The organism is Pseudomonas sp. ADAK21, assembly GCF_012935735.1.
In the GTDB taxonomy this organism is placed as follows: domain Bacteria; phylum Pseudomonadota; class Gammaproteobacteria; order Pseudomonadales; family Pseudomonadaceae; genus Aquipseudomonas; species Aquipseudomonas proteolytica.
This window is the reverse complement of the sequence record NZ_CP052857.1, coordinates 2533788-2556355: the sequence shown is the minus strand read 5'-3', so window position 1 is coordinate 2556355 and position 22568 is coordinate 2533788. Positions and strand designations below refer to the sequence as shown.

The window sequence follows — 22568 nt, the reverse complement described above, 5'->3', positions numbered from 1 at the left end:
GTGGCACCCATGAGGATAAAAATATGGCTACGACCACCCTTGGGGTCAAACTCGATGACCCGACCCGCGAACGCCTGAAGGCCGCCGCGACCTCCATTGATCGCACGCCGCACTGGCTGATCAAGCAGGCAATTTTCAATTACCTGGAGAAACTCGAGGGTGGTGCAACCCTGACCGAGCTCAACGGTTCGGGCATCAAGGACGCAGACGACGCCGGTGAGGTGCAGAACGACCACGCCCACCAGTGCTTCCTCGAATTTGCCGAGAGCATCCTGCCGCAATCGGTGCTGCGCGCCTCGATCACTGCTGCTTACCGTCGCCCCGAGCCGGAAGTGGTACCGATGCTGATCGAGCAGGCACGCCTGCCGGCCCAGATGGCCGAAGCCACCAACAAGCTGGCCGCCTCGATTGCCGAAAAACTGCGCAACCAGAAGAGCGCCGGCGGCCGTGCCGGTATCGTCCAGGGCCTGTTGCAGGAATTCTCCCTGTCGTCCCAGGAAGGCGTGGCACTGATGTGCCTGGCCGAAGCCCTCCTGCGTATCCCCGACAAGGGCACCCGTGACGCACTGATCCGCGACAAGATCAGCACCGGCAACTGGCATCCGCACCTGGGCAACAGCCCGTCGCTGTTCGTCAACGCGGCCACCTGGGGGCTGCTGCTGACCGGCAAACTGGTCGCCACCCATAACGAGGCCGGCCTGACCTCATCCCTGAGCCGCATCATCGGCAAGAGCGGCGAGCCGATGATCCGCAAGGGCGTCGACATGGCCATGCGCCTGATGGGCGAGCAGTTCGTCACCGGCGAAACCATCGCCGAAGCCCTGGCCAACGCCAGCAAGTTCGAAGCCAAGGGCTTCCGCTATTCCTACGACATGCTCGGTGAAGCCGCACTTACCGAACACGACGCCCAGAAATACCTGGCATCGTACGAACAAGCTATTCACTCCATCGGCAAAGCCTCCCATGGCCGTGGGATTTATGAAGGCCCGGGCATTTCCATCAAGCTGTCGGCCCTGCACCCTCGCTACAGCCGCGCCCAGTACGAGCGCGTGATGGAGGAGCTGTACCCGCGCCTGCTGTCTTTGACCCTGCTGGCCAAGCAATACGACATCGGCCTGAACATCGATGCCGAAGAAGCCGACCGCCTGGAACTGTCCCTGGACCTGCTCGAGCGCCTGTGCTTCGAGCCGCAACTGACCGGCTGGAACGGCATCGGTTTCGTGATCCAGGCGTACCAGAAGCGCTGCCCGTACGTGATCGACTACGTGATCGACCTGGCGCGCCGCAGCCGTCACCGCCTGATGATCCGCCTGGTAAAAGGCGCGTACTGGGACAGCGAAATCAAGCGCGCCCAGGTCGAAGGCCTGGAAGGCTACCCGGTCTACACCCGCAAGGTGTACACCGACGTTTCCTACATCGCCTGCGCACGCAAGCTGCTGTCGGTACCGGAAGTCATCTACCCGCAGTTCGCCACGCACAACGCCCATACCCTGTCGGCCATCTACCATATTGCCGGCCAGAACTATTACCCCGGCCAGTACGAGTTCCAGTGCCTGCACGGCATGGGTGAACCGCTGTACGAACAGGTTGTAGGCAAGGTCTCCGAAGGCAAGCTGAACCGTCCGTGCCGCGTGTACGCTCCGGTCGGTACCCACGAAACACTGCTGGCCTACCTGGTGCGTCGCCTGCTGGAAAACGGCGCCAACACTTCGTTCGTCAACCGTATCGCCGACCAATCCATCTCGATCCAGGAGCTGGTGGCCGATCCAGTGGCCAGCATCGAGCAGATGGCGACGCTGGAAGGCGGCTTCGGCCTGCCGCACCCGCGTATCCCGCTGCCGCGTGACCTGTATGGCAGCGAGCGTGCCAACTCGGCCGGTATCGACCTGGCCAACGAACACCGCCTGGCGTCGCTGTCCTGCGCCTTGCTGGCCACCGCGCACAACAACTGGAAAGCCGCGCCGATGCTCGGTTGCGCCTCCAGCAATGAACCCGCTGCGCCGGTGCTGAACCCCTCCGACCTGCGTGATGTGGTCGGCCATGTCCAGGAAGCCACCGTCGAAGACGTCGACAATGCGATCCAGTGCGCCCTCAATGCCGCTCCGATCTGGCAGGCCACCCCACCGGCCGAACGCGCCGCGATCCTGGAACGTGCCGCGGACTTGATGGAAGGTGAGATCCAGCCACTGATGGGCCTGCTGGCCCGTGAAGCCGGCAAGACCTTCGCCAACGCCATCGCCGAAGTGCGTGAAGCCGTGGACTTCCTGCGTTACTACGCGGTGCAGGCGCGTAACGATTTCACCAACGACGCCCACCGCCCACTGGGCCCAGTGGTGTGCATCAGCCCGTGGAACTTCCCGCTGGCAATCTTCAGCGGCCAAGTCGCCGCTGCACTGGCCGCCGGTAACCCGGTCCTGGCCAAGCCGGCCGAACAAACCCCGCTGGTCGCCGCGCAAGCCGTGCGCCTGCTACTGGAAGCCGGTATTCCGCAAGGCGTGCTGCAACTGCTGCCGGGCCAGGGCGAAAGCGTGGGTGCCCGCCTGGTGGGTGATGATCGCGTCAAAGGCGTGATGTTCACCGGCTCCACTGAAGTGGCGCGCCTGCTGCAGCGTAACGTCGCCGGTCGCCTGGATGCCCAGGGGCGCCCGATCCCGCTGATCGCCGAAACCGGTGGCCAGAACGCGATGATCGTCGACTCCTCGGCCCTGACCGAGCAAGTGGTGATCGACGTTGTCTCCTCGGCCTTCGACAGTGCCGGCCAGCGTTGCTCGGCCCTGCGTGTACTGTGCCTGCAGGAAGATTCGGCAGACCGCGTCATCGAAATGCTCAAGGGCGCCATGGCGGAATGCCGCCTGGGGAACCCGGAGCGCCTGTCCGTGGATATCGGCCCGGTGATCGACGCCGAAGCCAAGGCTGGTATCGAGAAACACATCCAGGCCATGCGTGACAAAGGTCGCACCGTGTACCAAGTGGCGATTGCCGACAGCGAAGAAATCAAGCGCGGCACCTTCGTGATGCCAACCCTGATCGAGCTGGAAAGCTTCGACGAGCTGCAACGGGAGATCTTCGGCCCGGTACTGCACGTGGTGCGCTACAAGCGCAAGGAAATCGACCAGTTGATCGGCCAGATCAATGCCTCGGGCTACGGCCTGACGCTGGGCGTGCACACCCGTATCGACGAGACCATCGCCAAGGTGATCGACAACGTCCACGCCGGTAACGTGTACGTCAACCGCAACATCGTCGGTGCCGTGGTCGGCGTGCAGCCATTCGGCGGCGAAGGCTTGTCGGGCACCGGTCCGAAGGCCGGTGGCCCGCTGTACCTGTACCGCCTGCTGTCGACCCGTCCTACCGATGCGATCGAGCAATCCTTCGTACGTGGTGATGCACTGGCTGCGCCGGATGTGCGCCTGCGTGACGCCATGAGCCAACCGTTGACCGCCCTGAAAACCTGGGCCGAAAGCAATAAGTTCAGCGACCTGGCCGTGCTGTGCAGCCAGTTTGCCGCGCAATCGCAAAGCGGTGTTACACGCCTGCTGGCCGGCCCGACTGGCGAACGCAACAGCTACGCCATCCTGCCCCGCGAGCACGTACTGTGCCTGGCAGACCTGGAAGGCGATCTGCTGGCGCAACTGGCAGCCGTACTGGCGGTGGGTAGCTCGGCGGTGTGGCCGGAATCTGACCTGACCAAAGCGCTGTTCCCACGGCTGCCGAAGGAAGTTCAGGCGAAGATCCAGCGCGTGGCCGACTGGACCAAGGACGAAGTGATCTTCGATGCGGTCCTGCACCATGGCGATTCCGACCAACTGCGCGGGGTGTGCCAGCAAGTGGCCCAGCGCAGCGGCGCGATTGTCGGGGTCAACGGCTTGTCTTCGGGCGAAACCAACATTGCGCTGGAGCGCCTGGTGATCGAGCGCGCGTTGAGCGTCAACACCGCTGCGGCTGGCGGTAATGCGAGCTTGATGACGATCGGCTGATCAATGCCAAAGTGGGGCACCCGCAATGGGTGCCCCGCTGCATCAAGGCTGCCTACACCGGATAACTGTTGGAGCTGGCTTGCCTGCGATGGCCATAGGTATCTACACAACTTTGCCGCAACGCCTAAATTCAGGCAGATAGTGCAGTTGTGGCGAGCGGGCTTGCCCCGCGCTGGGCTGCGAAGCAGCCCCAATAAGCCGAATGCGTTGTACCAGATACACCGCAGCGGCTGGTTTTGGGGCTGCTTCGCAGCCCAGCGCGGGGCAAGCCCGCTCGCCACGGGAGAGTTCGTCAGTTTCTGAAAGTTGTGTAGATACCTATGCTGCGATGGCGCAGTGTCAGCCAAGCAAATAATGCCTAGCCCACCGCCATCGCAGGCAAGCCAGCTCCCACATTGACCGCGGCATACCTTTACGCTGTGTTTTGCTGCTCCATCACCCAGATCAATCTTGCTATCGCGCCTCTATTCGCGCACTTAGACTGCGGCCTATTCCCACATAGGTAAGCCGCCATGTCCGAGACGCTCCTCAGTTCCCGCAATCTGGCTTTCGAGCTGTATGAAGTCCTCGATGCCGAGGGCCTGACCCAGCGCGAGCGGTTTGCCGAACACAATCGCGAAACCTTCGACGCTGCGATTGGCACTGCGCGCAGCATCGCCGAAAAGTACTTCGCACCGCACAACCGCAAGGGTGACGAGAACGAACCGCGCTACGAAGACGGTCAGGCGATCCTGATCCCGGAAGTGAAACCTGCCGTCGATGCCTTTCTCGAAGCGGGCTTTCTCAATGCAGCCCGCAGTTTCGAAGCCGGTGGCATGCAACTGCCGACCCTGCTGTCCCAAGCGTGTTTTGCGCACTTTCAGTCAGCCAATGCGGCCTCTACTTCCTACCCGTTCCTGACCATGGGCGCGGCCAATCTGATCGAGAGTTTTGGCACCGAGGAGCAGAAGCAACGCTTTCTGCAACCGATGATCGAAGGCCGGTTCTTTGGCACCATGGCCCTGACCGAACCCCATGCCGGTTCGTCGCTGTCGGATATCCGCACCCGCGCCGAGCCGGCGGCGGATGGCACGTACCGGCTCAAGGGCAACAAGATCTTTATCTCTGGCGGCGATCATCCGCTGTCGGAAAACATCGTACATATGGTCTTGGCCAAACTGCCGGACGCACCGGCCGGGGTGAAGGGCATTTCGCTGTTTATCGTGCCCAAGTTCCTGGTCAACGATGACGGCAGCCTGGGCCCGCGCAACGATGTGTTGCTGGCCGGGTTGTTCCACAAGATGGGCTGGCGCGGCACCACCTCCACGGCGTTGAACTTCGGCGATAACGGCGAGTGTGTCGGCTATCTGGTGGGCAAGCCACACCAGGGCCTGGCTTGCATGTTCCAGATGATGAACGAGGCGCGGATTGGCGTCGGCATGGGCGCGGTGATGCTGGGCTACGCCGGTTACCTGTATTCCCTGGAGTACGCCCGGGAACGCCCGCAAGGTCGTCTGCCCGACAGCAAGGACCCGAACACCGCACCGGTGTCGATCATCCAGCACGCCGATATCAAGCGCATGCTGCTCACGCAAAAAGCCTATGTGGAAGGTGCCTTCGACCTGGGCCTGTACGCGGCACGGTTGTTCGATGACACCACCACCCTGGACAGTGAGGCCGGACGCAAGCAGGCCCATGAGTTACTCGACCTGCTGACCCCGATCGTCAAGTCCTGGCCCTCGGAGTTCTGCCTGAAGGCCAATGAACTGGCGATCCAGATCCTCGGCGGCCACGGCTACACCCGTGAATACCCGGTAGAGCAGTACTACCGCGACAACCGCCTGAACCCGATCCACGAGGGCACCCACGGCATCCAGTCCCTGGACCTGCTGGGGCGCAAGCTCGCGCAAAACGGCGGCGCGGGTTTGAAGCAGTTGGTTCGCTTGATCGCCGAGACCGGCACACGGGCCCAGGAATACCCGTCACTCACGGCCATGCGCGAGCCACTGGAACAGTTGGTGGCGAGCCTGCAAAGCGTGACCCTGGGGCTGTTGACGGATCTCGCCCAGGGCAAGGTCAACAGCAGCCTGGCGAACTCGGCGCTGTACCTGAAAGTATTTGGTCATACGGTGATTGGCTGGCGCTGGCTGGAACAGGCGATCCGCGCCGAAGAAGGCTTGGCCAAAGGCAATGCAGCGGATGTGGCCTTCTATAAGGGCAAGCTGCAAGCGGCCCGGTACTTCCTGACCTGGGAGGTACCGGGCTGCCATCATGAACTGTCGATCCTGCAGGCACGGGACGATACGTGCCTGACCATGCAGGATGAATGGTTCTGATCAGGGCTGGCCGATGGCCTTGGAAATCACATCGACCGTGGCGCTGACTTGCTCTTGGTAACGGTCGAGTTCCTGCTGGTGACGCTGCTGCATGTCGATCTGTTCGGCACATAGATTCAGCGCCGCCAGCACCAGCAGTTTGTCGCCGATCAGGGTCGGGTACTTCTGCTTGGTGGTGGCCAATGACGCCTTGAGCATGGTCACGGCTTTGAGCAGGGTGTTGTCTTCCCCGTCCGGTGCCTTGATCGAGTAATCCTCACCGAGAATCGAAACGACCTTTATCCCTTCACTCATGCGCTCACAGGACCTGCGCTCACACGCTCAACCAACGCCTGGATACGGGCGGCGGTGGCGCCCTGTTTTTCTTCCTGTTCCATCAGGTTCAGTTGCAGGCTGTCGTTCTCATCCTTGGCGCGGGCCAGTTCCGCCTTAAGGGATTCGTTGGTGCCCAGCAATGCTTGATTCTGCTGCACCAGGTCACTGACCAGTTGTTCCAGTTGGCTGAGGGATGTTTCTAACATTTTGAATTCTCGGGCTTTTTCAAAGGGCGGTGACGATAAAGAAAATTCACCGTGGAAGCCAGGGTTATCCTGGCGCGCAGCCCTGATTTCACGGGTCAGGCCACGCTGTGGAGCCTTAGTGACTGCATTTACGCCATCTGGTTCCTGAATCCCTGCCAATCCGTGCCGGGTGCGACAAAAGCGCACAGCCCCTCAAGACTTTGGTCGCATGTCCGATAGGTCATGCTTACCCCGCCTCAAAGCCGCACGGATCGCGCCTCTCCCAGGACCACTCATGTCTCTTCGTAATATGAATATCGCGCCGCGCGCGTTTCTCGGCTTCGCGTGCATTGGTGCGCTGATGTTGTTTCTCGGTATTTTTGCGCTGAACCAGATGAGCAAGATCCGTGGGGCCGCCGAAGACATCACCCAGAGCAGCGTGCCGAGCATTCGCGCCCTCGAGGACTTTACCCAACTGACCCTGCGCCTGCGCGTGCTGTCTTATCGCCTGCTGACCAACCGCGAGCCAGACGTACAACAGAAGACCCTGGAAGCCTTTGAACTGCGCAACCAGCAGATTCGTACGGCCCAGGGCACTTATGAAAAGCTGATCGAAAGCCGTGAGGAACGCTCGGCCTACGAGGAGTACGTACGCCTGCTGGGCCAGTACCACCAGATTGAAGAGCGGATGAAGAGCCTGTCGCGCAGCAACCAGATAGAAGAACTGCGCACCCTGCTCAACACGCAATTGCTGAGCAACTCCGAGCAGATCAACGCGGCCCTCGCGCGCCTGCTGGACCTCAACAACAGCATGGCCAATGCCACCAACCAAAAGGCTGCCGATCAATATGACTCGGCCTTTGACCTGGTGGTGGCCCTGCTGGTGCTGGCCACCGCACTGACCGTGCTGTTTGCCTGGCTGCTGACCCGCAGCATCACCCTACCCATCGCCCAAGCCCTGGACGCCGCCGAGCACATTGCCGAGGGCAACCTGACCCAGTCGATCAAGGTCGATGGCGATGACGAAGCCGGCCGCCTGTTGCGCGCAATGAATAAAATGCAGGAGAAATTGCGCGACACCCTGCAGCGCATTTCTGGTTCGGCCACCCAACTGGCCTCCGCTGCCGAAGAGCTGAACGCCGTCACCGACGAAAGCGCCCGTGGCCTGACCCAGCAGAACAACGAGATCGAACAGGCGGCCACCGCCGTCAACGAGATGACCAGCGCCGTTGAAGAAGTCGCGCGCAATGCGGTCAGCACCTCCGAAGCCTCGAAAAACGCCACGGCCTCGGCGGGTGATGGTCGCGACCTGGTGCAGGAAACCGTCAGCGCCATCGAGCGCATGAGCGGCGATGTGCAGGGCACCGCCACGCTGATCGGCGCGCTGGCCGAAGAGTCGCGGGATATCGGCAAGGTGCTCGACGTGATTCGCGGCCTGGCCGACCAGACCAACCTGCTGGCCCTGAACGCCGCCATTGAGGCTGCGCGTGCCGGGGAAGCCGGGCGTGGTTTTGCGGTAGTGGCCGATGAAGTGCGGGCCCTGGCCCATCGCACCCAGCAATCGACCAGTGAGATCGAACGGATGATCGGCAGTATCCAGGCCGGTACCGAGCAGGCGGTGGACTCGATGCGCAACAGCACCGAGCGCGCCGAATCCACACTCAATATCGCCAAAGGCGCAGGGATGTCCCTGGATACCATCAATAGCGCGATCATCGAGATCAACGAGCGCAACCTGGTGATCGCCAGCGCCGCCGAAGAGCAGGCGCAAGTCGCGCGGGAAGTGGACCGCAACCTGGTGAACATCCGCGACTTGTCGGTGCAATCGGCCACGGGCGCCAGCCAGACCAGTGCGGCCAGCAGCGAGTTGTCGCGCCTGGCGGTGGATTTGAATGGGATGGTGGGGCGTTTCCGCCTCTGAAATACAGTCACCCCCTGTAGGAGCTGGCTTGCCTGCGATGGCAGCGCCGCGGTGAGCCTGATTCACCGAGGCGCTGCCATCGCAGGCAAGCCAGCTCCTACAAAAGCTTTTTGACAGCGCAGCAATTCAACAGGTTAGAATCGCTGGCACGCAGACTGCATGGTCAGACTGCGCCTCGCCTTATTTCCGGAGTACTGCCTTTGAATGCGACGACCATCAACAGCCTGTTCTTGATCGGCGCGTTGCTGGTAAGTGCGAGCATTCTGGTGAGTTCTCTTTCGTCCCGCCTGGGCATCCCGATCCTGGTGATCATCCTGGCCGTGGGCATGATCGCCGGCGTCGATGGCGGCGGGATCATTTTCGATAACTACCCGACCGCGTACCTGGTGGGCAACCTGGCATTGGCAGTGATCCTGCTCGATGGCGGCTTGCGCACACGGGTCGCGAGTTTTCGCGTGGCACTGTGGCCAGCCCTGTCGCTGGCGACCGTGGGGGTGTTGATAACCACCGGCCTCACCGGTATGGCGGCGGCCTGGCTGTTTGACCTCAATATCATCCAGGGCCTGCTGATCGGAGCCATCGTCGGCTCCACCGATGCCGCCGCCGTGTTCTCGCTGCTGGGCGGCAAGGGCCTGAACGAACGGGTCAGCGCCAGCCTGGAAATCGAATCCGGCAGCAACGACCCAATGGCGGTGTTCCTCACCGTAACCCTGATCGACATGCTCGCCAGCGGCCAGACCGGCCTGCACTGGAGCCTGTTGACCCACCTGATCCGCGAATTCGGCATCGGCGGCATTATCGGCCTGGGCGGCGGCTGGCTGATGCTGCAACTGGTCAACCGGATCAACCTGGCCAACGGCCTGTACCCGATCCTGGTGATCGCCGGCGGTCTGTTCGTGTTTGCCCTGACCAATGCCCTGCACGGCAGCGGCTTCCTCGCCGTGTACCTGTGCGGCCTGGTGATCGGCAACCGTCCGGTGCGCAGCCGCCACGGCATCCTGCATATGCTCGACGGCATGGCCTGGCTGGCGCAGATCGGCATGTTCCTGGTGCTGGGCCTGCTGGTCACGCCCCACGACCTGCTGCCCATCGCCCTGCCGGCCCTGGGCCTGGCGCTGTGGATGATCCTGTTTGCCCGGCCGCTGTCAGTGGCGGTTGGCCTGCTGCCGTTCAAGGCCTTCCACGGCCGCGAAAAAGTATTTATCGCCTGGGTCGGCCTGCGCGGCGCGGTACCGATCATTCTTGCGGTGTTCCCGCTGATGGCCGGCCTGCCCCACGCCCAGCTGTATTTCAACCTGGCGTTCTTTATCGTGCTGGTGTCGTTGCTGGTGCAGGGCACCAGCCTGCCGTGGGTGGCCAAGCTTTTGAAAGTGACGGTACCGCCCGAGCCCGCGCCGATCTCCCGGGCGGCCCTGGAAGTGCACGTCACCAGCGAGTGGGAGCTGTTCGTCTACCGCCTGGGCGCCGAAAAGTGGTGCATCGGCGCCGCCCTGCGCGAGCTGAAAATGCCCGAGGGCACGCGCATCGCCGCACTGTTTCGCGGCCAGCAACTGCTCCATCCGTCGGGTAGTACGGTGTTGGAGGCCGACGACCTGCTGTGCGTGATCGGCCATGAGCACAACCTCGCCGCCCTCGGCAAACTGTTCAGCCAGGCGCCGCAACGGGGCCTGGACCTGCGCTTCTTCGGCGACTTCGTGCTCGAAGGCGATGCGCAACTGGGCGCGGTGTCGGCGCTGTACGGGCTCAAGCTCGACGGTATCGATCCGGATATGCCCCTGGGCCAGTTCATCACGCAAAAGGTCGGTGGCGCCCCCATCGTCGGCGACCAGGTGGAGTGGAACAACACCATTTGGACAGTCGCCGTGATGGACGGGAACAAGATCGGCAAAGTCGGCGTCAGATTCCCCGAAGGAAGTCGCCCGGCCCCCGGACTCTTCCTCTAAACTGCGGGGCGACGGTGTGCCAATGGCCATCAGCACGCCCCCTATTCTTCATCTTGTTCGACCGGTCTCTATGACAATCCTGCGCACTTTTTTAGCCACTGCCTTGCTGGGCCTGAGTCTCTGCGTCAGCCCCGTGTTCGCCGCCGACCCGCCAAGCATCGAGAGTGTGCAACAGACCCTGGACAAGCTGCCGGACCGCAAACTGCCCGACGCCGACATGAAGGCGCTGCAGAACGTTTTGCAGCAGACCCTGACGTTGCTGGGCAACAAGCAGGACTACGAGCAACGCCTGAGCGATCTCAAGCGCCAATTGCAAGATGCACCCCGCCAGACCACGGAAAACGCCCGTGAACTGGCCCGGCTCAAGGGCACCAAGGTTGTCCCGGTGGCCCAACGCTACGCCAGCCTGCCGGTGCCGCAGCTCGAACAACTGCTGGTGCAGCGCAGCACCCAGCAAGGCGACCTGCAAAAGGAGTTGGCCGACGCCAACAGCCTGAGCATCGCCGCCCAGACCCGCCCCGAGCGCGCCCAGACCGAAATCAGCAACAGCCAGACGCGCATCCAGCAAATCAACAGCATCCTCAAGGCCGGCAAGGACAATGGCAAACCGCTTAATGGCGACCAGCGCAACCTGCTGAACGCCGAACTGGCGGCGCTCAACGCCTTGATCCCGCTGCGCCGCCAGGAACTGGCCGGCAACAGCCAACTGCAAGACCTGGGCAACAGCCAGCATGACCTGGCGGTGGAAAAAACCGCGCGCCTGGAGCAGGAAATCCAGGACCTGCAAACCCTGATCAACCAGAAACGCCTGGCCCAGTCCCAGGAAACTGTGACCCAGCAGTCCATCGAGGCACAGAAGGCCGGCGGCAGCAGCCTGCTGGCCACGGAAAGCGCAGCCAACCTGAAGCTGTCCGACTACCTGCTCAAAAGCACTGACCGGCTCAATGAGCTGACCCAGCAGAACCTGCAAACCAAACAGTTGCTGGACAATGTGACCCAGAGCGATTCGGCCCTGGACGAGCAGATCAACGTGCTCAAGGGCAGCCTGCTGCTATCGAAAATCCTCTATAAGCAGAAGCAGGCCTTGCCGCGCCTGAAAGTCGATCGCGACCTGGCCGACGATATCGCCAACATTCGCCTGTACCAATTCGAGGTCAACCAGCAGCGCGAGCTGATCAGTTCACCGAGCGCCTACGTCGACAACCTGCTGGCCGACCAGCCAGAGGACCAGGTCACGCCACAGCTGCGCCGCACCCTGCTGGAACTGGCCGTGACCCGCAGCGACTTGCTCGAACGCCTGAGCCGGGAACTGAGCTCGCTGCTCAACGAATCCATCACCCTGCAACTGAACCAGAAGCAACTGCTCAGCACCGCCGCCAGCCTGCGCGCGACCCTCGACGAACAGATGTTCTGGATCCCCAGCAACAAACCGCTGGACGTCGAATGGCTCGAAGGCGTGCCCAACCGCCTGAGCAAACAGGTCGACACCCTGCCCTGGGCCTCCAGCCTCAGCGAACTGTACGACGGCCTGGCCCAGCGCCCGTTGCTGTTTTTGCCCCTGCTGCTGCTGATCGGCGCACTGTTGTGGCGGCGCAGCAACCTGTATGACCGGCTGAAGAAAATCCACATGGATATCGGTCACTTCAAGCGTGACAGCCAGTGGCACACCCCGGTCGCGATCCTGGTGAATATCCTGCTGGCCTTGCCCGTGACCCTCGGCCTGGCGCTGTGCGGCTATGCCCTGCAAATCGATGCGCGTGGGCAGAACGCCAACCTGGGCATGGCCCTGGTGCAGATCGCCCAGGCGTGGCTGGTGTTCTACACCGCCTACCGGATCCTCGCGCCGGGTGGCGTGGCCGAATTGCATTTCCGCTGGGAAAAACCCCAGGTCGAATTCCTCCAGGGCTGGATCCGCAAACTGGGGCTGGTGGTGTTGGCGCTGGTGGCCGTGGTGTCCATCGCCGAGCATCAACCGGCGGCCCTGGCCGATGATGTGCTGGGCATCGCCGTGGTCCTCACCTGTTATGGGCTGATGGCCTGGCTGCTCAGCCGCCTGCTGCTCAACAGCCCGACCCATGAAAAAGCCTCACTGTTTCGCAAGGTCGTCGGCGTCGCGTTTACCGCGCTGCCCATCGCGCTGTTTATTGCCGTGTGCTTTGGCTACTACTACACCGCGCTCAAACTCAGCGACCGCCTGATCAACACCCTGTACCTGCTGATGTTCTGGCTGGTGATCGAAGCCACCTTCGTCCGTGGCCTGGGCGTTGCCGCACGGCGCCTGGCCTACTCCCGCGCACTGGCCAAGCGCCAGGCCGCCAAGGAAGCCGGCGACGGCGAAGTGGTGATCGAGGAACCGACCCTGGATATCGAGCAGGTCAACGAACAATCCATGCGCCTGATTCGCCTGGCCTTGCTCGGCGGTTTTATTGCGGCGCTGTACTGGGTCTGGTCCGACCTGATCTCGGTGTTCTCCTACCTGGACAACGTCACCCTCTACGAATACACCAGCGGTACCGGCGCCAATATCAGCATGGTGCCCATCAGCATCGGCGACATGCTCGGCGCGCTGATCATCATCGGTATCACCTTTGCCCTGGCGCGCAACCTGCCGGGCCTGCTGGAAGTGCTGGTGCTGTCGAAGCTTGACCTAGCCCAGGGCAGCGCCTATGCCACCACCACCTTGCTGTCGTATGTAATTGCCGGTGTGGGTTTTGTGTCGACCCTGTCGACCCTCGGGGTGAGCTGGGACAAGCTGCAATGGCTGGTGGCCGCACTGTCGGTGGGCCTGGGCTTCGGTATGCAGGAGATCTTTGCCAACTTTATCTCCGGCATCATGATCCTGTTCGAGCGCCCGGTACGCATCGGCGACACCATCACCATCGGCAACCTGTCGGGCACGGTGAGCAAGATCCGCATCCGCGCCACCACCATCACCGACTTTGACCGCAAGGACATCATTGTCCCGAACAAAACCTTTATCACCGGGCAACTGATCAACTGGTCGCTGACCGACACCATCACCCGGGTCACTCTCAAGCTCGGCGTGGACTACGGCTCCGATCTGGACCTGGTGAAGGAATTGTTGCTCAAGGCCGCCAGGGATAACCCGCGCGTCCTGAAAGACCCGGAACCCCACGTGTACTTCCTCAACTTCGGCGAAAGTACCCTGGACCACGAATTGCGCATGCATGTGCGCGACCTGGGCGACCGTAACCCGGTGATCGATGAGGTCAACCGCTTCATCAATCGTGAATTCAAGAAGCAGAGCATCAATATCTCGTTCCGGCAGATGGAGGTTTACCTGAAGAACCTGCACGGCCAGGAATACAAACTGGTGGAAATCGAACCCCTGAGCAAGCCGGCCAATGACGGCTCGCCACAACCCACTCCGCCGACCAAACTCGACTAACCGCTTTATCCCCAGCAGAATGCTCGGACATTCTGCTGGAGATGGCCGGTGAAAGCCCTCGACGACCTGACCTTCGACAACCGCTTCGCCCGCCTGGGCGATGGTTTCTCAACCCACGTACTGCCCGAGCCCATCGACGCGCCACGGCTGGTGGTGGCGAGCAGTGCCGCCATGGCCCTGCTTGATCTCGACCCAGCCGTCGCCCAGACACCGGTGTTCGCCGAACTGTTCGGTGGCCACAAGCTGTGGGCCGAGGCCGAACCACGGGCGATGGTCTATTCGGGGCATCAGTTTGGCTCCTACAACCCGCAACTGGGGGATGGTCGCGGCTTGCTGCTGGGCGAGGTATATAACGCGGCCGGCGAACACTGGGACTTGCACCTCAAGGGCGCGGGGCAAACACCTTACTCACGCATGGGTGATGGCCGCGCGGTACTGCGATCTTCGATCCGCGAGTTTCTCGCCTCCGAAGCCTTGCACGCCCTGGGTATCCCCAGCAGCCGCGCCCTGTGCGTGATCGGCTCCGACACCCCGGTATGGCGCGAAAAACAGGAACGTGCGGCCATGGTCCTGCGCCTGGCGCCGAGCCATATCCGCTTTGGGCACTTCGAATACTTCTATTACACCCAGAAAACCGAGTTGCACCAGCAACTGGCCGAACACGTGCTGAAGTTGTACTTCCCCGAATGCCAGGAGCAACCCGAGCCGTACCTGGCGATGTTCCGCGAGATTGTCGAGCGCAACGCCGAGCTGATCGCCAAGTGGCAGGCTTACGGCTTTTGCCATGGGGTGATGAACACCGACAACATGTCGATACTGGGTATTACCTTCGACTTCGGGCCGTTTGCCTTCCTCGATGACTTCGACGCCCATTTCATTTGCAACCACTCCGATCATGAAGGCCGCTATTCCTTCAGCAATCAGGTACCGATCGGCCAGTGGAACCTCAGTGCCCTGGCCCAGGCATTGACGCCGTATATCAGCGTTGAAGCCCTGCGCGAAACCCTGGGCCTGTACCTGCCGCTCTACCAGGCCCACTACCTGGACCTGATGCGCCGCCGCCTGGGCCTGACCACTGCCGAAGACGACGACCAGAAACTGGTAGAGCGCTTGCTGCAACTGATGCAAAACAGCAGCGTGGACTACACCTTGTTCTTCCGCCGCCTGGGGGATGAGCCCGCCGCACTGGCCGTGGCGCAGTTGCGTGATGACTTCGTCGACCGCGCGGGCTTTGATGCCTGGGCCGACGAGTACAAGGCGCGGGTTGAACGCGAAGGCAATGCCAGCGAGACACAACGCCGCGAGCGGATGCACGCCGTCAACCCGCTGTACATCCTGCGCAACTACCTAGCACAAAATGCCATCACCGCCGCCGAGTCCGGCGACTACAGCGAAGTGCACAGGCTGCATGAGGTGTTGAGCAAGCCATTTGAAGAACAGGCAGGGATGGAGCAGTACGCCCAGCGGCCGCCCGATTGGGGCAAGCATTTGGAGATCAGTTGTTCGTCATAGCTCTTTTCAGATGAACATATCCACAGGCACTTTAAAGTGCTCTGCCAGCCAACGAATCTGTCGCACGTTGAGCTGGCGCTTGCCACTGAGAATTTCAGAGACCACCGATTGAGGACCTACGCCCGGTAAATCACTCTGGGTCAAACCGTGCTCCTGCATCATTGACCGCAACACTTCGACACCACTCACCTCGGGTATCGGCCAATGCTCCAGATCGTAGGCCTCGACCCAGTCGCCGATAATATCCACCAACCCCATCAGGGGGTGGGTTTCGTCGTCCCCGACAATATCCAGCAATTCGTCGAGGGCCTCGACCAGCACATCGTAGTCAGCCTCGCTTTTGGGCTTGCGCAACAGCGGTGACACAAATTCCCAGTGCTCAACAGCCTGCTCAATCAATACGCTCATTTTCCTGTCACTCCTTCCACTTGCCCTTGGCATTTCGAATGGGTCTCACACTGATTACTCGCATGCAATATCCTTATCGCATCTTGCTATGGAGGTTAGTCTCGGCATCAAATTATCGCAATATGCGATAAGTGCTCAGCAGACCAGCGGCGCAATCTCAAACTTGCATACGTAGCCTAGGTAGGCGGCCAAACGTGCGCACAGGCAAAAATGTGAACACATGCGTCGCCACCGCCGAGCCTTGATAATTTCGGTCTTGGCTCCAAATAGAGTTCATTGGCAACTTCAACGGAATCCCACCATGTCCGATCCCCTGGTAATCCCCTGCCCTCATTGCAACGGCCTCAACCGCATCCCCCACGAACGCATGGGCGATGCCCCAAAGTGCGGGCGCTGCAAGCAGCCGGTGTTGCTGAGCAAACCGTTTGAACTGAAACAGGGCGACTATTCCAGCCAGATCAAGGGCGACTTGCCGCTGCTGGTGGATGTGTGGGCAGAGTGGTGCGGGCCGTGCAAGTCGTTTGCGCCGGTGTTTGAAAAGGCGGCCGGGCAGTTGGCGGGCAAGTGCCGCCTGGCCAAGCTCGATAGTGAGGCCAACCAGCAGCTTTCGGCACAATTGGGGATTCGCTCGATTCCCACCCTGATCCTGTTCAAGAATGGCCGGGAAGTGGCACGCCAGAGCGGCGCGTTTGCGCTACCGCAATTGATGAGCTGGTTGCGCAGCCAAGGGGTGTAACCCTGTAGGAGCGGGCTTGCCCGCGATGGCCATAGGTATCTACACAACTTTGCAGCAACGCCTAAATCCAGACAGATAGCGCAGTTGTGGCGAGCGGGCTTGCCCCGCGCTGGGCTGCGAAGCAGCCCCAATAAGACGAATGCGTTGTACCAGATACACCGCAGCGGCTGGTTTTGGGGCTGCTTCGCAGCCCAGCGCGGGGCAAGCCCGCTCGCCACAGGGGAGTTCGTCAGTTTCTGAAAGTTGTGTAGATACCTATGCCGCGATGGCGAGGGGCAGCTTGATGGATATGCAAGCTGGCACACCGTCATCGCAGGCAAGCCAGCTCCCACATAGACCGTGTTCACCCTTCAGATCAGGTGTTTTCCAGCAGGTTGTGCAGCTCCACGAACTGTCGGGTCAGTTTGTGGCGCGGGTCGAGGTGGATCAGCGGTTTGCTTTCCTGGTGGGACTCGCGCATGCGCACCGAGCTGGCCAGGTACACCGGCAACACCGGTAGGCCTTCGGCAATCAACTCGTCGAGCATCTGCTGCGGCAGGCTCGCCCGGGCCTGGAACTGGTTGACCACGATGCCTTCCACTTCCAGGCCTTCGTTGTGGTCGTCCTTGAGTTCTTCGATTTCCGCCAGCAGGCCGTACAGCGCCTGGCGCGAAAAACTATCGCAATCGAACGGGATCAACACGCGATCAGCTGCAATCAGCGCGGAAACCGCATAGAAGTTTAGGGCCGGCGGCGTATCCAGGTAAATCCGGTCGTAATCCTCGGCCAATTCATCAAGCAGTTTTCGCAGCTTGTTGATCTTGTGCTTGGCCTCAAGCTTGGGCTGCAGGTCCGCCAGTTCCGCGGTGGCGGTGATGACGTGCAGGTTGTCGAATGGGGTTTCGTAGATATCCACCTGGTTTTTCTTCGAAAACGGCCCGGATGACAGGGTCTGCTTGAAGAAATCGGCAATGCCCATGGGGATATCGTCACCCGTCAGCCCCGTCAGGTACTGGGTCGAGTTGGCCTGTGCATCGAGGTCCACCAACAGGGTTCGATAGCCTTCGCTGGCGCTGACCGCCGCCAGGTTGCAGGCGATGCTGGATTTGCCAACGCCGCCTTTTTGATTGAACACCACGCGCCGCATGGAAAAACCTCCGTGTATCAATGAATGCCCGAGTGTAGAGGGCAAAAGCGCCCGCTCGCTACCTTGATCAAGCATGTACTACAGCATCAGAGGATCGATCCCGCATAACTATCTCGTATTACGCCAACCAACAAAGACCTGCCTGACACCAAACACCTACAGCCATTGGCGGAGAATCGATGATTCATTTCGCTGACTTTGTAATATCTCGTGAACAATTCTTTACCAAAGTTTGCTAGAACCCCACCGCACCGGGATAATGCGCGCCACTCGGCCATCGCGCCATGTCCCGCCATTGCGGGGCAAACTGCAGCACAAGGAAGCCCGCAGGGGCGGGAAATCTTCTCAGTGATCAATTTCAACATCGCCCAATGGCGCGCCTGGGCCCCTGGGCTCGACAGCGTGGATGCCTGGCGCGACTGGTGCCAGGCCCCGACGTTGCTGGCCCAAAGCGATGCCGCGCCCGATGTGTCGTTCCTGCCAGCCATGCAGCGCCGGCGCCTGAGCCGCCTGGCCCGGATGGCCTTCAGCGTCGGCTGGCCCTTGGCAGAAGGCCTGCAGGACCTGCCGCTGGTGTTTGTTTCACGTCATGGCGAAACCCCGCGCACCCTGGATATCCTCAGCGACCTGGCCAATGACCAGCCCCTGTCGCCCACCCAGTTCAGCCTGTCGGTGCACAATGCGGTGATTGGCCTATGGTCGATCCTGCGCAATGAAACCAGCGAAATGACCGCCCTGGCAGCGGCAGGCGATGGCCTGGAGCACGGCATGCTCGAAGCGGCGGCCCTGCTCAACGAAGGCGCGCCGGCCGTGCTGCTGGTGATTACCGAAGAACAGCCACCCCTGGCCTACACGCGCTGGATCAATGATGTGCCGTTCCCCTATGCCCTGGGCCTGCTGCTGACCCCAGGCGACGAATGGCAACTGGCGCTGCACACCGCAACGGTCCAACCCACCGAGACCCAGTGGCCCCACGCCCTGAACCTGCTGCGCACCCTGCTCGACGAGCAAGGTGCCTGCCAACATGCCTGGAAGAACCGAGTATGGAACTGGCAACGCAAACCCTGACCGACAAGCCCCGGGACGCCTACTACTGGCGCCTGTTCGCCACGGCGGCCAGCTTCGTGCTGTTCGGCCTGGGCGGCTTGTGCCTGCGCCTGCTGGTGTTTCCGCTGCTCAGCTGCCTGCCGGGGGACGCCCGGCAACACCAGCGTCGGGCACGCCTGACCATAGGGCGGTTGTTCTGGTTCTTTATCAACATGATGTACCGCGCCGGCATTCTGACCTACAGCGTCGAAGGCGCTGAAAAACTCGGGCGCCCCGGGCAGATGATCATCGCCAATCACCCGTCGCTGATCGATGTGGTGGTGCTGATCGGCCTGGTGCGCCAGGCCAATTGCGTGGTCAAGCAAAGCCTGTGGCAAAACCCCTTCACCCGGGGCCCGGTGAGCGATGCCGGCTATATCAGCAACGACGGCAGCATCGACATGCTCGATGCCGCCGCAGGCGCCCTGCGTGACGGCCAGACCCTGATCATCTTCCCCGAAGGCACCCGCACCGTGCCAGGCGCGCCGCCGGCCTTTCATCGCGGGGCCGCCGCCATCGCCCTGCGCGGTGCGACAATCATCACCCCCGTGGTGCTCAAGGTCAGCCCGACCACGCTGACCAAGGCCGAGCCCTGGTATCGCATCCCCAACCGCCGCTTTCACTTCAGTTTGCAGGTGGGGGCCGATATAGACCCACAGGTGTTTGCCTCACAAGGGCCCGCACCCCAGGCCTCACGCAAGCTCAACGATTACCTGCATCACTATTTCATTAAGGAGCTCGCCGAAGATGAGCAACACCAACAGCCTTGAGCACGACATTAAAACCCTGATCATCGAGGCCCTGGGCCTGGAAGACATCGACGCCAGCGACATCGGCAGCGAGCAAACCCTGTTCGGCGAAGGCCTGGGCCTGGATTCGGTAGATGCCCTGGAATTGGGCCTGGCGATCCAGAAAAAGTACGGTATCAAGATCGATGCCGACGCCAAGGACACCCGCAATCACTTTATCAACGTGGCCAGCCTTGCGGCGTTCGTCACGGCCAGACAGGCAGCTTGAGACCCGACCATGCAAACTCGTGACGATATCTTCAACACCCTGCGCGACGCCCTGGTGGAACTGTTTGAACTGGAGCCGGAGCGGGTCACCCTCGACGCCAACCTGTACCAGGACCTGGAAATCGACAGCATCGATGCGGTGGACCTGATCGACCATATCAAGCGCCAGACCGGCAAGAAAATCGCCGCCGAAGAGTTCAAGGCCGTGCGTACGGTCAATGACGTGGTCGAGGCGGTCTACCGTCTGGTCCAACCGGCCGCATGAGCCGGCTGATCGGCCTTGGCCTGTTGCTGGTAGGGCTGCTGTATCCTTTTGCGGTGTATTACGGCACGGAGCATTTCGCGCCCTGGCAATTCGGTCTGCTGCTGGCCTGCCTGTGGCTGTTGCGCGCGCTGACCGGCGCACGGCGCCCCGGCAGTGGCTGGATGGCCTTTGTCGCGGTGGTGTTTTGCCTGCTGCTGGCCTGGTTCGACAACCCGCAACTGCTGCGCTGGTACCCGAGCCTGGTCAGCACCTTCATGCTCGCGCTGTTCGGCCTGAGCCTGAAATACGGCCCGCCGATGGTCGAGCGCCTGGCGCGCCTGAGCGACCCGCATCTGCCGCAAAAGGCTATTGCGTACACGCGCCAGGTCACCGTGGTATGGAGTGTGTTTTTCTTGTGTAACGGCCTGCTCGCCGCCGCGCTCACCCTGTGGGCACCGCTGAGCTGGTGGATGTTGTACAACGGCCTGATCGCCTATGGCTTGATGGGCCTGTTGTTTGCCGTGGAATGGCTGGTACGACAAAGGGTTCGAGGCCGCGTATGAATTGGGTCAATCTTGAGCATCTGTTGCTTGAGCCTGTGGAACTGCGTTCGGTCACCACCGAACCTGCGATGAACCACGCACAGCTGTGCGAACGGGCCCTGAGCCTGGCGGCCGGCCTGCAAGCCCGCGGCATCCAGCGCCTGGCGGTGCACTTGAACGACGCCGGCGAGCTGGCGATTGCCTTGCTGGGCGCCTGGCAGGCCGGGGTCAGCGTGTTGCTGCCAGCCGACCTGCAACCCCAGACACGCCAACGCTGGGCCGCTGATGTTGACGCCTGGCTGACCGAAGCGGGCGACCTGGATGCGCTCTACCAACCGCCGCTGGCCGCCGCCGCCCTGGACCTGGACGCCTGCCATTTGGGCCTGTGCACGTCCGGCTCCAGCGGCGAGCCCAAGCGCATCGACAAGACCCTGCGCCAACTGGCCAACGAGGTGCGGGCCCTGGAAGCCTTGTGGGGCGCCGACCTGGGCCAGGCGTGCATCATCGGCAGCGTCGCCACCCAACACATCTATGGCCTGCTGTTCCGCGTGCTGTGGCCGCTGTGCGCCGGTCGCAGCTTTGTGCGCCAGCAACTGCCGTTCCCCGAGGACGTGCAGCGCATCAGCCGCCAGCACCCGCATTTTGCCTGGGTGGCCAGCCCGGCCCTGCTCAAACGCATGGGCGATAACCTCGACTGGCCGGCCTTGAGCAGCGTCAAGCGCGTGTTCTCCTCCGGTGGTGCGCTGCCCATCGACGCGGCCAACAGCCTGCACCAACGCCTGCAGCAGTGGCCGACCGAGATCCTCGGCAGCTCGGAAACCGGCGGCATTGCCTGGCGCCAGGGCCAAACGCCCTGGCAGCCGTTTGCCGATGTGTGCCTGAGCCAAGATGCCGAGGGCGCCTTGCGCATTGCCTCGCCGTACCTGCCGGCCGGGCATGTCGAACAGACTGCCGACGCCGCCCAGATCTACGCCGACGGCCGCTTCGAATTGCTCGGGCGCCTGGATCGGATCGTCAAGCTGGAAGAAAAACGCATCTCCCTGCCCATGCTCGAACACGCCCTGGCCGAGCACGCGTGGGTTGCGGAAGCGCGCCTGGGGGTGGTCCAGGAAAACCGCGCCTCCCTCGGCGCCCTGGTGGTGCTCAGTGGCGACGGCCTGCACGCCTTGCGTAACCAAGGCCGGCGCAGCGTCACCCAGGCCCTGCGCCAACACCTGAGCCAACACTGCGAAGCCCTGGCCCTGCCCCGTCGCTGGCGCTTGTTGCGGCAGCTGCCGTTAAACCCCCAGGGCAAACTGCCCCAGGCGCAGATCGAAGCCCTGCTACTGGCGCCGCGCCCCAAGGTCCCGCAAGTGCTGGCGCAAGTCGAGACTGACGGCGAATGGACCCTGCAACTGAGCATCCCCCCGGACCTGGCCTACTTCAGCGGGCACTTCCCTCACACGCCGGTATTGCCGGGGGTGGTGCAGGTGGAATGGGCGTTCAACCTGGGCCAGCAACTGCTCGACCTGCCGCCGACGTTTGCCGGCATGGAAGTGCTCAAGTTCCAGCAACTGGTACGCCCTGGCGACGTGATCGAACTGCACCTGCGTTTTGATCGCGAGCGCGGCAAGTTGTACTTTGCCTATCGCAACGACAGTGCGGCGTGCTCCAGTGGGCGGGTTTTGCTGGAGCAACCCCATGAGTGAGCCCCTGTTCCCGCGGCTAATGGGCTTGTTGTGGCGAGCGGGCTTGCCCCGCGCTGGGCTGCGCAGCAGCCCCAAAACCGGCAACGGGATTCTGTCTGAAAAACCGCGTAGGCCTTTCTGGGGCTGCTGCGCAGCCCAGCGCGGG

At 62.0% G+C, this 22568-nt stretch carries 17 protein-coding genes and 1 pseudogene; 14 read left to right on the top strand and 4 right to left on the bottom strand.

Annotation, left to right across the window (positions count from 1 at the left end; genetic code table 11):
- Positions 1 to 23: 23 nt before the first annotated feature.
- Together putA and HKK57_RS11545 are read left to right on the top strand one after the other, a co-directional pair.
- Positions 24 to 3977 (top strand): trifunctional transcriptional regulator/proline dehydrogenase/L-glutamate gamma-semialdehyde dehydrogenase, encoded by a 3954-nt coding sequence (gene putA / locus HKK57_RS11550; protein ID WP_029299219.1) that lies wholly within the window; start codon positions 24 to 26, stop codon positions 3975 to 3977.
- A 512-nt stretch (positions 3978 to 4489) separates the two neighbouring features.
- Positions 4490 to 6292 carry an acyl-CoA dehydrogenase gene (locus tag HKK57_RS11545; protein ID WP_169390190.1) on the top strand — a complete coding sequence of 601 codons (1803 nt, stop codon included), beginning with the start codon at positions 4490 to 4492 and terminating at the stop codon, positions 6290 to 6292.
- On the opposite strand, the gene HKK57_RS11540 is transcribed toward HKK57_RS11545, so the two are convergent.
- Positions 6293 to 6586: a cell division protein ZapA gene (locus HKK57_RS11540; RefSeq protein ID WP_029299223.1), complete on the bottom strand. Its 294-nt coding sequence runs from the start codon at positions 6584 to 6586 to the stop codon at positions 6293 to 6295. It lies immediately after the preceding gene.
- On the bottom strand, positions 6583 to 6813 hold the full coding sequence (locus tag HKK57_RS11535) for a hypothetical protein (protein WP_029299225.1): 231 nt from the start codon (positions 6811 to 6813) through the stop codon (positions 6583 to 6585). The genes HKK57_RS11540 and HKK57_RS11535 overlap by 4 nt, the downstream gene beginning before the upstream one ends.
- A gap of 208 nt (positions 6814 to 7021) precedes the next feature.
- Between HKK57_RS11535 and HKK57_RS27305 the strand changes: the two are divergent.
- The 5 genes and pseudogenes from HKK57_RS27305 to selO form a co-directional block, all read left to right on the top strand.
- Positions 7022 to 7858: pseudogene (locus HKK57_RS27305) on the top strand (MCP four helix bundle domain-containing protein); the annotation flags it as partial.
- Positions 7841 to 8713 (top strand): methyl-accepting chemotaxis protein, encoded by an 873-nt coding sequence (locus tag HKK57_RS27300; protein ID WP_408980322.1) that lies wholly within the window; start codon positions 7841 to 7843, stop codon positions 8711 to 8713. The pseudogene HKK57_RS27305 and the gene HKK57_RS27300, both read left to right, overlap by 18 nt.
- 200 nt (positions 8714 to 8913) lie before the next feature.
- Positions 8914 to 10656 carry a potassium/proton antiporter gene (locus HKK57_RS11525; protein WP_029299228.1) on the top strand — a complete coding sequence of 581 codons (1743 nt, stop codon included), beginning with the start codon at positions 8914 to 8916 and terminating at the stop codon, positions 10654 to 10656.
- Positions 10657 to 10726: 70 nt separating this feature from the next.
- Positions 10727 to 14065, top strand: a complete 3339-nt coding sequence (gene mscK, locus HKK57_RS11520) for a mechanosensitive channel MscK (RefSeq protein ID WP_029299229.1) — start codon at positions 10727 to 10729, stop codon at positions 14063 to 14065.
- Positions 14066 to 14113: 48 nt separating this feature from the next.
- Complete coding sequence (selO, locus tag HKK57_RS11515; protein WP_169390188.1) at positions 14114 to 15577, top strand: protein adenylyltransferase SelO; 1464 nt, start codon at positions 14114 to 14116, stop codon at positions 15575 to 15577.
- A 6-nt stretch (positions 15578 to 15583) separates the two neighbouring features.
- On the opposite strand, the gene HKK57_RS11510 is transcribed toward selO, so the two are convergent.
- Entirely contained in the window at positions 15584 to 15985 is a 402-nt protein-coding gene (locus tag HKK57_RS11510; RefSeq protein ID WP_029299232.1) for a helix-turn-helix domain-containing protein, read from the bottom strand.
- A gap of 301 nt (positions 15986 to 16286) precedes the next feature.
- Between HKK57_RS11510 and trxC the strand changes: the two genes are divergently transcribed.
- Positions 16287 to 16721, top strand: a complete 435-nt coding sequence (trxC, locus tag HKK57_RS11505; RefSeq protein ID WP_169390187.1) for a thioredoxin TrxC — start codon at positions 16287 to 16289, stop codon at positions 16719 to 16721.
- A gap of 355 nt (positions 16722 to 17076) precedes the next feature.
- Here trxC and HKK57_RS11500 read toward each other — a convergent pair whose 3' ends face one another.
- Complete coding sequence (locus tag HKK57_RS11500; protein WP_029296134.1) at positions 17077 to 17847, bottom strand: ParA family protein; 771 nt, start codon at positions 17845 to 17847, stop codon at positions 17077 to 17079.
- 348 nt (positions 17848 to 18195) lie between these two features.
- On the opposite strand from HKK57_RS11500, the gene HKK57_RS11495 reads away from it, so the two are divergent.
- The 6 genes from HKK57_RS11495 to HKK57_RS11470 are packed head-to-tail and all read left to right on the top strand — an operon-like array spanning position 18196 to position 22423.
- The gene (locus HKK57_RS11495) at positions 18196 to 18915 is read left to right on the top strand and encodes a beta-ketoacyl synthase chain length factor (protein WP_169390186.1); all 720 of its coding nucleotides are present in this window, start codon (positions 18196 to 18198) and stop codon (positions 18913 to 18915) included.
- On the top strand, positions 18891 to 19703 hold the full coding sequence (locus HKK57_RS11490; protein ID WP_169390185.1) for a lysophospholipid acyltransferase family protein: 813 nt from the start codon (positions 18891 to 18893) through the stop codon (positions 19701 to 19703). Before HKK57_RS11495 ends, HKK57_RS11490 begins: the two co-directional genes overlap by 25 nt.
- Entirely contained in the window at positions 19681 to 19950 is a 270-nt protein-coding gene (locus HKK57_RS11485; RefSeq protein WP_169390184.1) for a phosphopantetheine-binding protein, read from the top strand. The genes HKK57_RS11490 and HKK57_RS11485 overlap by 23 nt, the downstream gene beginning before the upstream one ends.
- A gap of 9 nt (positions 19951 to 19959) precedes the next feature.
- Positions 19960 to 20214, top strand: coding sequence for an acyl carrier protein (locus HKK57_RS11480; protein ID WP_003209389.1), 255 nt, complete (start codon positions 19960 to 19962; stop codon positions 20212 to 20214).
- Positions 20211 to 20756, top strand: a complete 546-nt coding sequence (locus HKK57_RS11475) for a membrane protein (protein ID WP_029296124.1) — start codon at positions 20211 to 20213, stop codon at positions 20754 to 20756. The genes HKK57_RS11480 and HKK57_RS11475 overlap by 4 nt, the downstream gene beginning before the upstream one ends.
- On the top strand, positions 20753 to 22423 hold the full coding sequence (locus HKK57_RS11470; RefSeq protein ID WP_169390183.1) for an acyl-CoA synthetase family protein: 1671 nt from the start codon (positions 20753 to 20755) through the stop codon (positions 22421 to 22423). The genes HKK57_RS11475 and HKK57_RS11470 overlap by 4 nt, the downstream gene beginning before the upstream one ends.
- Positions 22424 to 22568: the final 145 nt, after the last annotated feature.